This window comes from Ectopseudomonas alcaliphila (genome assembly GCF_900101755.1).
GTDB lineage: Bacteria > Pseudomonadota > Gammaproteobacteria > Pseudomonadales > Pseudomonadaceae > Aquipseudomonas > Aquipseudomonas alcaliphila.
Map to the genome: position 1 here is coordinate 110,102 of NZ_FNAE01000009.1, position 15,849 is coordinate 125,950.

12 protein-coding genes are annotated in these 15,849 nt (G+C 61.4%); all 12 read right to left on the minus strand.

From position 1 onward, the window contains the following. Positions 1-101: 101 nt before the first annotated feature. Positions 102-947 carry a 3-deoxy-8-phosphooctulonate synthase gene (gene kdsA / locus BLR77_RS21890; RefSeq protein ID WP_074681785.1) on the minus strand — a complete coding sequence of 282 codons (846 nt, stop codon included), beginning with the start codon at positions 945-947 and terminating at the stop codon, positions 102-104. 3 nt (positions 948-950) lie between these two features. Then, positions 951-2,582 (minus strand): CTP synthase, encoded by a 1,632-nt coding sequence (locus BLR77_RS21895; protein ID WP_074681787.1) that lies wholly within the window; start codon positions 2,580-2,582, stop codon positions 951-953. Positions 2,583-2,733: 151 nt separating this feature from the next. Beyond that, the gene (tilS, locus tag BLR77_RS21900; RefSeq protein ID WP_074681789.1) at positions 2,734-4,056 is read right to left on the minus strand and encodes a tRNA lysidine(34) synthetase TilS; all 1,323 of its coding nucleotides are present in this window, start codon (positions 4,054-4,056) and stop codon (positions 2,734-2,736) included. Between the two features lie 58 nt (positions 4,057-4,114). Beyond that, a complete protein-coding gene (locus tag BLR77_RS21905) occupies positions 4,115-5,065 on the minus strand; it encodes an acetyl-CoA carboxylase carboxyltransferase subunit alpha (RefSeq protein ID WP_074681791.1) in 951 nt (316 codons plus the stop codon). A 136-nt stretch (positions 5,066-5,201) separates the two neighbouring features. Then, positions 5,202-8,732 carry a DNA polymerase III subunit alpha gene (gene dnaE / locus BLR77_RS21910; protein WP_074681793.1) on the minus strand — a complete coding sequence of 1,177 codons (3,531 nt, stop codon included), beginning with the start codon at positions 8,730-8,732 and terminating at the stop codon, positions 5,202-5,204. Between the two features lie 114 nt (positions 8,733-8,846). Next, a complete protein-coding gene (gene rnhB, locus BLR77_RS21915; protein WP_074681795.1) occupies positions 8,847-9,446 on the minus strand; it encodes a ribonuclease HII in 600 nt (199 codons plus the stop codon). Continuing rightward, entirely contained in the window at positions 9,446-10,579 is a 1,134-nt protein-coding gene (gene lpxB / locus BLR77_RS21920) for a lipid-A-disaccharide synthase (protein ID WP_074681797.1), read from the minus strand. The genes rnhB and lpxB overlap by 1 nt, the downstream gene beginning before the upstream one ends. 5 nt (positions 10,580-10,584) lie before the next feature. Further along, positions 10,585-11,361: an acyl-ACP--UDP-N-acetylglucosamine O-acyltransferase gene (gene lpxA, locus BLR77_RS21925; RefSeq protein WP_074681799.1), complete on the minus strand. Its 777-nt coding sequence runs from the start codon at positions 11,359-11,361 to the stop codon at positions 10,585-10,587. Then, complete coding sequence (fabZ, locus tag BLR77_RS21930) at positions 11,358-11,798, minus strand: 3-hydroxyacyl-ACP dehydratase FabZ (RefSeq protein ID WP_017674781.1); 441 nt, start codon at positions 11,796-11,798, stop codon at positions 11,358-11,360. Before fabZ ends, lpxA begins: the two co-directional genes overlap by 4 nt. Positions 11,799-11,845: 47 nt before the next feature. Beyond that, complete coding sequence (gene lpxD / locus BLR77_RS21935; RefSeq protein WP_074681801.1) at positions 11,846-12,901, minus strand: UDP-3-O-(3-hydroxymyristoyl)glucosamine N-acyltransferase; 1,056 nt, start codon at positions 12,899-12,901, stop codon at positions 11,846-11,848. Between the two features lie 2 nt (positions 12,902-12,903). Continuing rightward, a complete protein-coding gene (locus tag BLR77_RS21940) occupies positions 12,904-13,407 on the minus strand; it encodes an OmpH/Skp family outer membrane protein (protein ID WP_074681803.1) in 504 nt (167 codons plus the stop codon). A gap of 44 nt (positions 13,408-13,451) precedes the next feature. Then, positions 13,452-15,812, minus strand: a complete 2,361-nt coding sequence (gene bamA, locus BLR77_RS21945) for an outer membrane protein assembly factor BamA (protein ID WP_074681805.1) — start codon at positions 15,810-15,812, stop codon at positions 13,452-13,454. Between the last annotated feature and the right edge of the window lie 37 nt (positions 15,813-15,849).

Sequence of the window (15,849 nt, forward strand, 5' to 3'; positions counted from 1 at the left end):
TGCACTGGGCCGTCGCTGCCCGAGGGCAGATCGACGGCTCACTCTGACTCACGGGTCAGGGGGATTTTTCTCGGGCGGCACTTTACCGGATTACGACCGGCTCAGGCAGTCTCGATTGGCGGAAAACTCTTGATCAGGTCATCCAGCTGCTTGAGCTGGGTGAGGAACGGCTCCAGCTTGTTCAGACGCAGGGCACAGGGGCCGTCGCACTTGGCGTTTTCCGGATCCGGATGGGCTTCGAGGAACAGACCCGCCAGGCCCTGGCTCATGCCGGCCTTGGCCAGGTCGGTGACCTGGGCGCGGCGGCCGCCAGCGGAGTCGGCGCGACCACCCGGCATCTGCAGGGCGTGGGTCACGTCGAAGAACACCGGGTACTCGAACTGCTTCATGATGCCGAAGCCGAGCATGTCCACCACCAGGTTGTTGTAACCGAAGGAGGAACCACGCTCGCAAAGGATCAGCTGATCGTTACCGGCCTCTTCGCACTTGGTCAGGATGTGCTTCATTTCCTGCGGAGCGAGGAACTGAGCCTTCTTGATATTGATCACAGCACCGGTCTTGGCCATGGCCACCACCAGGTCGGTCTGCCGCGAGAGGAAGGCCGGCAGCTGGATGATGTCGCACACTTCGGCCACGGCAGCTGCCTGATGCGGCTCATGGACGTCGGTGATTACCGGCACGCCGAAGGTCTTCTTCACTTCCTCGAAGATCTTCATGCCCTCTTCCAGACCCGGGCCACGGAAAGAAGTGACGGAGGAACGATTGGCCTTGTCGAAACTGGCCTTGAATACATAAGGGATGCCGAGCTTCTCGGTCACCCGCACGTATTCCTCGCAGGCCTGCATGGCCAGGTCACGCGACTCGAGCACGTTGATGCCACCGAACAGCACGAACGGCTTGTCGTTGGCGATCTCGATGCCGCGAACCTTGATGATCTTCTGTGCCATGTTTCAGACCTTCTTCGCTTTCTGAGCCAGCGCGGCGTTGACGAAACCGCTGAACAGCGGGTGACCATCACGCGGCGTGGAGGTGAATTCCGGGTGGAACTGGCACGCGACGAACCACGGATGGTCCGGTGCCTCGACCACTTCGACCAACGCGCCATCGCCGGAACGACCGGTGACCTTGAGGCCAGCCTCGGTCAGTTTCGGCAGCAGGTTGTTGTTCACCTCGTAACGGTGGCGGTGACGCTCGACGATCACGTCCTTGCCGTAGCAGTCATGCACCAGCGAACCGGCCTGCAGCTGGCAATCCTGCGCACCCAGACGCATGGTGCCGCCCAGATCGGAGCTCTCGCTGCGCTGCTCGGTGGCGCCGGTCGCGTCCTGCCATTCGGTAATCAGACCCACCACCGGATGAGCACTGGCCATGTCGAATTCGGACGAGTTGGCGTCGGTCCAACCCACGACATTGCGCGCATACTCGATCACTGCCACCTGCATGCCGAGGCAGATGCCCAGGTAAGGGATCTTGTTCTCACGGGCGTACTGCACGGTCTTGATCTTGCCTTCCACGCCACGCAGACCGAAGCCACCCGGCACCAGGATGGCGTCGACGCCTTCGAGCAGCGAGGTGCCCTGGTTCTCGATGTCTTCGGAATCGATGTAGCGCAGGTTGACCTTGGTGCGGTTCTGGATGCCGGCGTGACTCATCGCTTCGATCAGCGACTTGTAGGCGTCCAGCAGTTCCATGTACTTGCCGACCATGGCGATGGTGACTTCTTTTTCCGGGTTGAGCTTGGCATCGACGACGCGGTCCCACTCGGACAGGTCGGCGCCGCCGCACTCCAGGCCGAAACGCTCGACGACGAAATCGTCCAGGCCCTGGGCATGCAGCACACCCGGAATCTTGTAGATGGTGTCGACGTCTTCCAGGCTGATCACCGCACGCTCTTCGACGTTGGTGAACAGGGCGATCTTGCGCCGCGAGGACACATCGATCGGGTGGTCGGAGCGGCACACCAGCACGTCAGGCTGCAGGCCGATGGAGCGCAGTTCCTTGACCGAATGCTGGGTCGGCTTGGTCTTGGTCTCACCGGCGGTGGCGATGTACGGCACCAGGGTCAGGTGCATCAGCATGGCGCGCTTGGCGCCCACTTCCACGCGCAGTTGGCGAATGGCTTCGAGGAACGGCTGCGACTCGATGTCGCCGACGGTACCGCCGATTTCCACCAGGGCCACGTCGGCATCGCCGGCACCCTTGATGATGCGACGCTTGATCTCGTCGGTGATGTGCGGAATGACCTGGATGGTCGCCCCCAGGTAGTCACCACGGCGCTCCTTGCGCAGTACGTCTTCGTACACACGGCCGGTGGTGAAGTTGTTGCTCTTGCTCATCGTGGTGCGGATGAAGCGCTCGTAGTGGCCCAGATCGAGGTCGGTCTCGGCACCGTCGTGGGTGACGAACACCTCACCGTGCTGGAACGGGCTCATGGTGCCCGGATCGACGTTGATGTAAGGGTCCAGCTTGAGCATGGTGACCTTCAGGCCCCGCGCCTCCAGGATGGCCGCCAGTGAAGCCGAGGCGATGCCTTTCCCCAATGAAGAAACAACACCACCCGTGACGAAGATGTAGCGCGTCATGAAAAACCCTAGAAGTCTGCGTTTAAGCGGTCAGTGCCGCCGGGGAAAGCGAAGGAGCGCCATCAGTACGAACAATGGCAAGCTCGCCAAGCTCCCTGAGGGAGTCGGCAAAAGCTGTAGTAAGACGGGAGCGTAGTCTACCCGAAAGCCCTTACCAGCTCAAACCTTGCGCGCCGATAGGCGGCGACCAGTGCAGACGCGCCCCGCAGGCTTCGATTTCTGACGACTGCGACAGGTTCGCCACCGCCATCAGTTCGTCGCCATCGAACAGCAGCGGCAGGCGTGGACGCGCGAATGCCGGCACCCGCAGTTCGTTGAGCAGACGCTTGAGATCGCGCCGGCCACGCCCCGGCACCTGCAGCGACTCACCACCCTGGCGGTAGCGCAAATGCCAGCGACCTTGCGGCAGCTCGCCCAGTAAATGCACACGACCATTGCCGGGAAGTTCGACCGACTCGGGAAACGCGCCACAGGGTAGATCGATTGCATCGAGCGGCTGCAGCCACTCACCACTGAGCCACCAGAGCCGACCGTCGGCACGATGCAGCTCACCATCGGCCAGTCGCCAGACTGGTGCCGCATCCAAACCAGCATCACGCAGGTCACACCAGCCCGCCCAGTGATCGCTATCAGGCATACGGCTAAGCGGCGCCAACCAATGTCGCAGCAGATTGCGCTGACGCGCACCACTCAGAGCAGTCACTGCCGACAAGTCCAGAGACGGCAGGGGCAGCCAGGGGCATGCAGAAACGCCGCGAGCACCCAGCAGATCCATCTCCGCTAACTCATCGAGCAGTTGCTGCGCTTCAGACAGATGGCTTGCGCTGCGCGCCAGACTATTCGACGCCTGCGGCCAGCGCTCAGCCAGCAGCGGCATCACCTGCCTGCGCAGGAAGTTGCGACTGAAACGCTCGTCGGCATTGCTCGGGTCCTCGATCCAAGCAAGCCCGTGGCTCTGCGCATAGGCCTGCAGCTCAGCCCGGGAACAATCGAGCAGCGGCCGAACCAGACTGCCCTGCCCCAGCGGTCGACTGGCCGGCATCGCCGCCAGCCCACGCACGCCAGCACCGCGTAATACACGAAACAGCAGCGTTTCGGCCTGATCATCGCGGTGCTGGGCACTGAGCAGCACGTCGCCCGCGCTCAGCTGCTCGCTGAAAGCCTGGTAACGCGCACGTCGCGCGGCCTGCTCGAGACTGGCCCCAGGCGTGACCTGAACCCTGGCGACGTCGAGAGGAATGTCCAGCTGCTCGCAAACACTTGCACAATGCGCGGGCCAGGCGTTGGCCGCAGGCTGCAGCCCATGATGGACATGAATGGCAGAAATCGGCGGCAGGCCCTCACGCCGAGCCCAGTCGGCGAGCACGTGCAGCAGCACGCTGGAATCCAGGCCACCAGAGAAGGCAACGCGCCACGCCGGGGCCGCACGCCAGGGCTGCAAGGCCTGGCGCAGGCGAAGTTCGAGAGCAGTCATCATTCAAGCTTAAACAACAACGGGCCCGAAGGCCCGTTGATATATGCGTAGAAACGACTCAGGCGATGCCGTAGCTCATCAAACGGTCATAACGACGCTTGAGCAGCGCCTCGGTGTCGTGCTGCTGCAGGCTGGCCAGTTGCTTGGTCAGTTCCTGGCGGATCGACTCGGAAGCTGCTGCCGGATCACGGTGCGCGCCGCCCAGCGGCTCGCCGATCACCTGATCGACGATACCCAGATCCTTCAGACGCTCAGCGGTGATGCCCATGGCTTCAGCGGCATCTGGCGCCTTCTCGGCGGTACGCCAGAGAATCGAGGCACAACCTTCCGGCGAGATCACCGAGTAGGTGGAGTATTGCAGCATGTTCAGCTGATCGCAGACACCGATGGCCAGCGCACCGCCAGAACCACCCTCACCGATCACCGTGGCGATGATCGGAGTTTTCAGGCGCGCCATCACGCGCAGGTTCCAGGCGATAGCCTCGCTCTGACCACGCTCCTCGGCATCGATACCCGGGTAGGCACCGGGGGTGTCGATGAAGGTGAGGATCGGCATCTTGAAGCGCTCGGCCATTTCCATCAGGCGGCATGCCTTGCGATAGCCCTCAGGACGCGGCATGCCGAAGTTGCGACGCACCTTCTCGCGCACTTCACGGCCCTTCTGGTGGCCGATGATCATCACCGGCTGATCGCCCAGACGGGCAATACCGCCGACGATCGCGGCGTCGTCGGAGAAGTGGCGATCCCCGTGCAGCTCATCGAACTCGGTGAAGATGTGCTGGATGTAATCCAGGGTGTACGGGCGGCGCGGGTGGCGTGCCAACTGCGCGATTTGCCAACTGGTCAGGTTGCCGAAGATGCTTTCGGTCAGGGTGCTGCTCTTGTCCTGCAGGCGGGCAATCTCATCGCCGATATTCAGCGAGTTGTCGTTACCAACCAGGCGTAGCTCTTCGATCTTGGCTTGCAGGTCGGCGATCGGCTGTTCGAAATCGAGGAAATTCGGGTTCATAGTCATCCGTCTTGCGTCGACGGCCAAGTGGCCGGGGAGCTGTATCCATTAGGCGCCCTACCTTAAGGGATAGGACGCAGCGGGTCGACACCCAGGGTGTCGATGCCAACACAAAGGGGGAATTCCCCCTCTCGCATCAGCGGTAGTGCAAAAAGACGTTGTCGCGCCCGAACTGGTCACGCAATGCCTGAATCAAAGTGTCGGCCGGGTCGATTCGCCAGGCCTCGCCGAATTGAAGCAAGGCACGTGCCTCCTCGCCACTGTAGTCGACGGTCACCGGGCAGGCGCCCTTGTGCTTGCTGCACAGCTCGGCCAACCAGCGCAGTCGGTCACCCTTCAATGCCTCGCTGGCGACCTTCACGCGCAGGCTGTCGGCCAGACCGGTGCGGGCTTCTTCCAGGCTCATCACGCGTTTGGCACGCAGGCGCAGACCGCCGGAGAAGTCGTCGTTGCTGACTTCGCCCTCGACCACCACCAACGCATCGTTCTGCAGCAGCGCCTGGTTGCTGGCGAAAGCATCGGCGAACAAGGACGCCTCGATACGCCCGGAACGGTCGTCAAGGGTGATGAAACCCATCTTGTCGCCCTTCTTGTTCTTCATCACCCGCAGGTTGACGATCATCCCGGCGATGGTCTGGGTATCGCGCGCCGGCTTGAGCTCGACGATGCGCTGGCGGGCGAAACGGCGAATCTCGCCTTCGTACTCGTCGATGGGGTGGCCGGACAGATAGATGCCCAGGGTGTCCTTCTCACCCTTCAGACGTTCCTTGATCGGTAGCTCGCGCGCCTTGCGGTGGTTGGCGTAGACATCAGCCTCAGGCTCGGCGAACAGGCCGCCGAACAGGTCCATGTGGCCACTCTCGGCGCTGCGCGCGGTCTGCTCGGCCGACTGCACGGCTTCTTCCATGGACGCCAGCAGCACGGCGCGGTTCTTGTCCACGCTGGCCTGGTAGGCCTTGAGTTCGTCCTGGTAGTACGGCCCGAGACGATCCAGCGCGCCACTGCGGATCAGCGCTTCGAGGGTGCGCTTGTTGATGCGCTTGAGGTCGACGCGGTTGCAGAAATCGAACAGATCCTTGAACGGCCCACCTTCGGCGCGGCATTCGACGATGGCCTCGACCGGCCCCTCGCCCACGCCCTTGACCGCACCCAGGCCGTAGACGATACGGCCGTCGTCGTTGACGGTGAACTTGAACTCGGACACGTTCACGTCCGGCGGATCGATGCGCAACTTCATGTTGCGGCACTCTTCCACCAGGATCACCACCTTGTCGGTGTTGTGCATATCCGCCGACAGCACCGCCGCCATGAAAGGCGCCGGGTAATGCGCCTTCAGCCAGGCCGTCTGGTAGGACACCAGACCGTAAGCAGCCGAGTGCGATTTGTTGAAGCCATAACCGGCGAACTTTTCCACCAGGTCGAAGATGTTGCCGGCCAGTTCTGCATCGATGCCGTTGTTGGCACAACCTTCGATGAAGCCGCCGCGCTGCTTGGCCATTTCCTCGGGTTTCTTCTTACCCATGGCACGACGCAGCATGTCCGCCTGGCCCAGGGTATAGCCCCCCATGACCTGGGCGATCTGCATCACCTGCTCCTGATACAGGATGATGCCGTAGGTGGGCTTGAGCACCGGCTCGAGGCCGGCGTACTGGTAGTCCGGGTGCGGGTAGGACAGCTCGGCGCGGCCGTGCTTACGGTTGATGAAGTCGTCCACCATGCCGGACTGCAGCGGACCGGGGCGGAACAGCGCCACCAGTGCGATCATGTCTTCCAGGCAGTCGGGCTTGAGCTTCTTGATCAGCTCCTTCATGCCGCGCGATTCAAGCTGGAAGACTGCAGTGGTCTCCGCTTTTTGCAGCATGTCGTAGGTTTTCTTGTCATCCAGCGGGATGAAGTCGATGTTGACCAGATCCTCGTCCGAGGCACCATCGCGCTTCTGAACGCGGTGGATGGTCTCCATCGCCCACTTGATGATGGTCAGGGTACGCAGACCTAGGAAGTCGAACTTGACCAGGCCGGCCTGCTCGACGTCGTCCTTGTCGAACTGGGTCACCAGACCGCCACCCTCTTCGTCACAGGCGATCGGCGAGAAGTCGGTGAGCTTGGTCGGCGCGATCACCACGCCCCCGGCGTGTTTACCGGTACCACGCACCACACCTTCGAGCTTGAGCGACATGTCCCAGATTTCGGCGGCTTCTTCGTCGTTCTTGAGGAAGTCGCGCAGCGGCTCCTCCATCTCGTAGGCCTTCTCCAGGGTCATGCCCACTTCGAAGGGGATCATCTTCGACAGACGGTCGGCCAGACCGTAGGACTTGCCCTGGGCCCGGGCCACGTCGCGCACCACCGCCTTGGCCGCCATCGAGCCGAAGGTGATGATCTGGCTCACCGCGTTGCGCCCGTATTTCTCGGCGACGTAGTCGATCACCCGGTCGCGGCCGTCCATGCAGAAGTCGACGTCGAAGTCGGGCATGGACACCCGCTCGGGGTTGAGGAAACGTTCGAACAGCAGGTCATAGGCCAGCGGGTCGAGGTCGGTGATCTTCAGTACGTAGGCCACCAGCGAACCGGCGCCCGAACCACGGCCTGGGCCGACCGGCACGCCGTTGTTCTTGGCCCACTTGATGAAGTCCATCACGATCAGGAAGTAACCGGGGAAACCCATCTGAATGATGATGTCGAGTTCGAAGTTGAGGCGGTCGATATAGACCTGCCTCTTGGCCTCATAGTCCGGCGTATCCTTGGGCAGCAGGACTTCGAGACGCTCCTCCAACCCCTCGAACGAGGCATGGCGCAGGTAGTCGTCGATGCCCATGCCATTGGGTGTGGGGAAATCCGGCAGAAAGTATTTGCCGAGCTGCACATCGATATTGCAGCGCTTGGCGATCTCGACGGTGTTCTCCAACGCCTCGGGCAGGTCGGAGAACAGCTCCCACATTTCGGCAGCGCTTTTCAGGTACTGCTGATCGGAGTAGTGCCTGGGCCTGCGCGGGTCGTCCAGGGTACGGCCTTCACCGATGCAGACGCGGGTTTCGTGAGCCTCGAAATCACCCTGCTTGATGAAGCGCACGTCGTTGGTCGCCACCAGCGGCGCCTCGACACGATCGGCCAGCGCCACGGCGGCGTGCAGGTATTCCTCGTCGCCAACTCGGCTGGTGCGTTGCACTTCCAGATAGAAACGATCCGGGAACACTGCCATCCATTCACGCAGGCGCACTTCGGCCAGCGCTTCGTCACCGGCCAGCAGCGCCTGACCGACTTCGCCTTCACGCGCGCCGGATAGCGCGATGAGACCTTCGGCGGCGTCCTTGACCCAGTCACGCTGGATGATCACCAGGTCGTTGCTCTGCCCTTCGGCCCAGCCACGGGAGATCAGTTCGGTGAGGTTGCGGTAGCCCTTGGCGTTCATCGCCAACAGGGTCAGGCGCGTCAGTGGGCCGTCTTCCTCGGCGCTGGCCATCCAGATATCGGCGCCGCAGATCGGCTTGACCCCGGCGCCCATGGCCGTCTTGTAGAACTTCACCAGCGAGCACATGTTGCTCATGTCGGTGACCGCTACCGCCGGCATGCCGGCCCCGGTGACGGCCTTGATCAGCGGTTTGACCCGCACCAGGCCATCGACCAGGGAGTATTCGGTGTGCAGACGCAGGTGGACAAACGCTTGAGTCATGGGCGGCCTTGCAGGTGAAAACGACAAAGCGCGGATTGTAGCCTAAGAGGGTCTGGCTGAGGGCCAGAGCTTCAACAGGTGTGGCATTTCCCGGATTGCATCCGGGCTACGCGGCTACACGCCTTCCAGCAAGGCACGCACCGGAGCGAAGGAACGCCGATGAATCGGCGTGGGCCCGAGACGTATCAGCGCTTCGAGATGAACGGGCGTGGGGTAGCCCTTGTGACCGGCGATGCCATAACCGGGATAGAGACGATCCATCTCGAGCATCTCGCGGTCGCGACTGACCTTGGCCAGGATCGAAGCCGCGGCGATGGCCGGCACCCGGCTGTCGCCCTTGACCACCGGGGCGCTCGGCACCGCCAGTTTCGGGCACCGATTGCCGTCGATCAGCGCCAGTTTCGGCGTCACGCTCAGCCCTTCGACCGCGCGCTGCATCGCCAGCATGGTGGCATGCAGGATATTCAGTTGGTCGATCTCCTCCACCTCGGCGCGGGCGATGCACCAGGCCAGAGCCTTTTCGCGAATCTCGTCGAACAGCGCTTCACGGCGCGCCTCGGAGAGTTTCTTCGAGTCGTTCAGACCAATGATCGGCCGAGCGGGATCAAGAATCACCGCCGCCGTGACCACGGCACCGCAGAGGGGGCCACGGCCAACTTCATCGACGCCGGCCACCAGCTCTTCAACCAAAGTGAAGTCGAGCCCCAGCTGCATCAGGCGCGTCCAGCCAGTTTGAGCACAGCCTCGGCCGCCGACACCGAAGCATCGCGACGCAGTGCACGGTGAATCACGTCGAAGCCTTCGGTTTGCACTTGCCCACCGTCGATCAGCGGCGCCACCGCCTGGGCCAAAGCCTCAGGCGTCGCTGCATCCTGAATAAGCTCAGGCACCAGCAGACGCTCGGCCAGCAGATTAGGCAGCGAAATATAGGGGCTTTTGACCAGGCGCTTGAGAATGCGATAGGTCAGCGGCGCCACACGATACGCCACCACCATCGGTCGCTTGTACAGCAGCGCTTCCAGGGTCGCGGTCCCCGACGCGATCAGCACCGCATCGCAGGCAGCCAAGGCCTCATGGGAACGGCCATTGAGCAGTGTCAGCGGCAGATCACGCCCGGCCAGCATCTGTTCCAGCTGCTCGCGACGCTCGGGCGTGGCGCAAGGCAGCAGGAAGCGAATACCGGGGCGCAGTGCGCGCAGACGAATCGCCGCATCAAGAAACAGCTCACCGAGACGTGCGACTTCACCGCCACGACTGCCAGGCATCAAGGCTACCACCGGCTCATCCTGCGGCAGATCCAACGCCTCGCGTGCGGCAGCACGATCAGCCTGCTGAGGAATGGCATCGGCCAGCGGATGCCCCACGAAACGCACTGGCACCTGATGCTCGTCGTAGAACTGCGCTTCGAACGGGAACAGCGTCAACATCAGGTCGCAGGCTTCACGAATCTTCAGCACGCGCTTCTGCCGCCAGGCCCAGACCGAGGGGCTGACGTAGTGCACGGTCTTGATGCCGGCACGGCGCAGCCTGAGCTCCAGGCCCAGGTTGAAATCGGGGGCATCGATGCCGATGAACACGTCCGGTTTGGCAGCGATCAGGTCGCGAGCCAGTTGACGACGGCGGCCGAGCAGCTCGAACAGACGACCCAGCACCTCGACCAGGCCCATCACGGCCAGACGCTCCATCGGGAAGTAGGATTTCAGGCCCTCGGCTTCCATGCGCGCACCACCAACACCGATGAACTCGGCATCCGGATAGCGCTGCTTGATGGCCTGCATCAGGCCGCAACCGAGGATGTCACCGGACGCCTCACCGGCGACCAGTGCGACGCGAATAGGTCTGCTCATAAGAATCAGCGGGTGATGCCGCGCGTGGAGGCCTGAATCGAATCACGGAAAATCGCCACTTCCGGGAACTGAGCAGCAGACTCGGCCAGCTCGGTCAGTGCCTGCTCGACGGTCAGCCCCTGGCGATAAACCAGCTTGTAGCCTTTGCGCAACGCGGCGATGGCCTCGGCAGAGAAACCACGACGACGCATGCCCTCGAAGTTCATGCTACGCGCCTCGGCCGGGTTACCGAACACGGTAACGAAAGCCGGCACATCCTTGCCAATCGCGGTACCCATGCCCGAGAAGCTGTGCGCACCAATGCGGCAGAACTGATGCACCAGGGTGTAACCGGACAGAATCGCCCAGTCGTCGACCCAGACATGCCCGGCCAGCGCAGTGTTGTTGACCAGAATGCAATGGTTACCGATCACGCTGTCATGGCCGATATGGGCATAGGCCATGATCAGGTTGTGATCGCCAAGGGTGGTTTCGCTGCGATCCTGCACGGTGCCACGGTGGATGGTGACGCCTTCGCGAATCGTGTTGTGATCGCCGATCACCAGGCGAGTTAGCTCGCCCTTGTATTTCAGGTCCGGCGTATCTTCACCGATCGAGGAAAACTGGTAGATGCGGTTGTGCTTGCCGATCACCGTCGGTCCTTTGAGCACTACGTGCGGACCGATGACTGTACCCTCGCCGATTTCCACATCGGCCCCGACAATGCTCCACGGGCCAACGACGACGTCGTCAGCCAATCTGGCACTGGGGTCGATGATCGCGCGGGGGTCAATCAAACTCATAGCTTGCGTTCCGCACAGATGATTTCAGCGGCGCAGACTTCCTTGCCATCGACAGTGGCGCGGCACTCGAATTTCCAGATGCTGCGACGGTCGCTCAGGTACTTGGCTTCCAGGGTCAGCTGGTCGCCTGGCAGCACCGGCGAGCGGAAGCGCAGCTTGTCCGAACCGACGAAGTAATAAAGCGTGCCATCGGCTGGCTTCACACCCATCATCTTGAAGCCGAGGATACCGGCAGCCTGGGCCATGGCCTCGATGATCAACACGCCCGGCATGATCGGGTGCTCGGGGAAGTGTCCGTTGAAAAACGGCTCATTGATGCTGACATTCTTATAGGCGCGAATCTGCTTGCCTTCGACGTCCAGGTCCACCACGCGATCCACCAGCAGGAACGGATAGCGGTGCGGCAAATATTCACGAATTTCGTTGATGTCCATCATGTCCGGTTAAGCCTGTAAGAAAAGAAAAGAGCACGGGCACGCCGCGCTCAGGCATCAGATGAGACGTTTGCCGCTTGGGTCACGGCGGCCAGCTGTTTTTCCAGCTCACGCAGTCGCTTGGCCATCTCGTCCAACTGACGAATACGGGCTGCACTCTTCTTCCACTCGCCCGCCGGTTGCATGGCAGTACCTGAAGAATAGGCGCCCGGCTCGGTGATCGAACGGGTCACCATGGTCATGCCGGTGACGAACACGTTGTCGCACACCTCGATATGACCAACCATCCCAACACCGCCGGCGATCATGCAGTTCTTGCCGATCTTGGTACTCCCGGAAATACCGCAGCAGCCAGCCATGGCAGTGTTGTCACCGATCTGCACGTTGTGCGCGATCATGATCTGGTTATCCAGTTTCACGCCATTACCGATCAAGGTATCGGACAGCGCACCGCGATCGACCGTGGTATTGGCACCGATCTCGACGTCATCGCCGATGGTCACCCCACCAATCTGCGCGATCTTCTGCCAGACGCCCTTCTCGTTGGCGAAACCGAAGCCTTCGCCACCGATCACCGCGCCGGACTGGATCACCACACGTTTGCCGATCTGCACATCGTGGTACAGCGTCACGCGTGGGGCCAGCCAGCCGCCATCACCAACCACGCTACGCGCACCGACCACGCAATGCGCACCGATGCTGACTTCTGCGCCGATACGCGCACCACGTTCGATGACCGCAAAGGCGCCGATACTAGCGCTCGGATCGACCTGAGCATCTTCGGCGACCTGGGCGGTAGCATGGATACCCGGCGCAGCCTTGGGCTTGCGATCGAACACATGCGAAAGCTGGGCATAAGCCAGGTAAGGGTTGGCAACGATCAAGGCATCGCCAGCGTAGCCTTCGGCATCAGCTGCGGTCAGCAGCACAGCACCGGCCTGGGTCTGCTCCAGGAACTTGCGGTACTGGGCGTTGGCCAGGAAGCTCAACTGTTCGGGCCTGGCCTCCTGTAAGGTGGCCAGGCCCGTGATGACCTTAGCTTCGGCGCCACGCAAGGTGGCGCCCAGGCGCTCGGCCAATTGGCCGAGGGTAAATGTCACAGTCATGCTTAACGCATCTGATTCATGCGCTCGATGACCTGGCGAGTGATGTCGTACTGAGGTTTGACATCGATCACCGCACCGCGCTCGAGCACCAGGTCGAAGTTACCGTTCTTGATCACTTCTTCGACGGCCTTGTCCAGGTTCGGCTTCAGCTTGGCCAACATTTCACGATCAGCGACGGCCTTGGCTTCGTTCAGTTCCTTGGACTGGAACTGGAAGTCACGGGCCTTCTGCTTGAACTCGAGCTCAAGGCGCTCGCGCTCGGCCTGCTGCATCTTATCGCCATCCTTGACCATACGATCCTGGATGCGCTTGGCGTCACTCTCCAGGGTCTTGAGCTTGTTCAACTGCGGGCCGAATTTCTTCTCGGCATCAACGGCGTAGCGCTTGGCCGCATCCGACTCGAGCAGGGCCATCTGATAGTTCAGCACGGCCACCTTCATCTCGGCGAACGCCGGAGTGGCGATCAGGGCGGCGGTGAACAGAACCAGTTGAGTCAACTTACGCACAATGCACTCCTGCAACAAAACTGTTGGCTTTCTGTGAAACGAACTTAGAAGGTTTGACCCAGGGAGAACTGGAATACCTGAGTATCGGCATCATCCGGCTTCTTGATCGGCATGGCCAGACTGAAACTCAGCGGGCCCAGTGCAGTGATCCAGGTCAGGCCGACACCCACGGAGCTGGCCAGGTTGCTGAAATCGATGTCGCAGCTGTCGCTGAGCTTCTTCTGGCTCGACGAGCAGTTGGTGTCGAAGACGTTACCCACGTCCCAGAACAGCGCGGTACGCAGCGAGCGCTGATCCTTGACGAACGGCAGCGGGAAGAGCATCTCGACGCCGCCCTGCACCAGCACGTTACCACCGAACGGCAGCGGATCCTGATCCGGATCAGCGAGAGTACCGGCTTTGGTACCGCTGCTAGGCGTACTGCGCGGGCCCAGGCTGCTGTCCTTGAAACCACGTACCGAGTTGAAACCACCGGCATAGTAGTGTTCGTAGAACGGCAGTTCAGCGGTGGAACCGTAGCTGTCGCCATAACCCAGCTGGGTATGGAAACGCAGGGTGTAGTTGTCGCTGATCGGGGTGAACACCTGGCCGCGGTAGTCGAGCTTGTAGAACGACAGATCGCTACCCGGCAGCGTGGTTTCCAGCACCAGGCTCTGCGAATGACCACGGTTGGCCAGCACGCCACGGTTCAGGGTCGACTCGGACCAGCCGATGGAGCCCTTGAAGTTCAGGTAGTCGTCACCCTCGGCCTCGATGAAATCGAAGATCTCGTCGACGGTGTAACGGCCGGTATCGATGCTGTCCTGCTGCACGGTCAGACCGTAGGTCAGACGCGCGGTTTCGCTGATCGGATAGCCGATGTTGATACCGGCGCCCAGACTGTCGACCGAATAGCTGGATACGTCGACATCGAGCTCATCGTAGTCGGTGGTGCGGTAGAAGGCGTTGTAACCCAGGCTGACACCGTCGACGGTCCAGTAGGGGTCAACGAAGCCGAAGCTGTATCGGGTCTGGTATTCGCTACGGGTCAGGCCGATGCTGACGCGGTTACCGGTACCGAGGAAGTTGTTCTGACTGATCGAACCGCCGAGGATCAGACCGGCGTTCTGGGCGAAACCGACACTGGCGGTGATGGAGCCAGACGGTTGCTCTTCGACGCTGTAGTTGACGTCGATCTGGTCGTCGGTGCCCGGCACCTGCGGCGTTTCGACGTTGACTTCCTTGAAGAAGCCCAGACGTTCCAGACGCACCTTGGACTGGTCGATCAGGTAGGTCGAGGCCCAGCCACCTTCCATCTGACGCATTTCGCGACGCAGCACCTGGTCTTCGGACTTGGTGTTGCCGCGGAAGTTGATGCGGTTGACGTAAGCACGCTTGCCAGGATCGACGAAGAAGGTGATCGAAACGGTGTTGTCCTCGTCGTGCGCTTCCGGTACGCCGTTGACGTTGGCGAAGGTATAACCCTCGTTACCCAGGCGACGGGTGATCAGCTCACTGGTGGTGGTCATGATCTTGCGCGAGAAGACCTGACCTTCCTTGACCAGCAGCAGTGCACGTACGTCCTCTTCCGGCACCTTGAGGTCACCGGACAGTTTCACGTCGCGCACGCTGTACTTCTCACCCTCTTCGACGTTGACGGTGATGTAGACGTGCTTCTTGTCCGGGGTGATGGATACCTGGGTGGAGCTGATATCCATGTTGATGTAGCCGCGGTCCAGGTAGTAGGAGCGCAGACGTTCGAGGTCACCGGACAGTTTCTCGCGGGCGTACTTGTCGTCGTTCTTGAAGAAGGACAGCCAGTTGGTGGTCTTCAGCTCGAACAGATCCACCAGATCTTCATCGGAGAAAACGGTATTACCCACCACGTTGATGTGGGAGATAGCGGCAACGGTGCCTTCGTTGATGGTGATCTTCAGCGCCACGCGGTTACGCGGCTGCGGAATCACTTCGGCTTCGATCTCGGCCGAGTAGCGGCCCTGAGCGACATACTGGCGTTGCAGTTCGTTACGCACGCCTTCGAGAGTGGCGCGCTGGAAGATCTCGCCCTCGGCCAGACCGGACTGGTTCAGGCCCTTGAGCAGGTCTTCGGTGCTGATGGCCTTGTTACCTTCGATCTCGATACCGGAGATGGAGGGACGCTCGACCACGGTAACCACCAGCACGTCGCCATCGCGACCGAGCTGGATATCCTGGAAGAAGCCAGTGCGGAACAGAGAACGAGTGGCATCGACCAGCTGGCGATCATCTACCTGCTCACCCACGTTGAGCGGCAGTGCGCCGAATACGCTACCTGCGGAAACCCGCTGCAGGCCATTGACGCGTATATCGGAGATGGTGAAGGACTCGGCGTGAACTTCGGCGATCATCAATGCGGACAGTACCGCAGGTAGCAGCAGACGTTTCATGAAGTCCTTTCTTATTCCAACTGACGATAAAAACTGC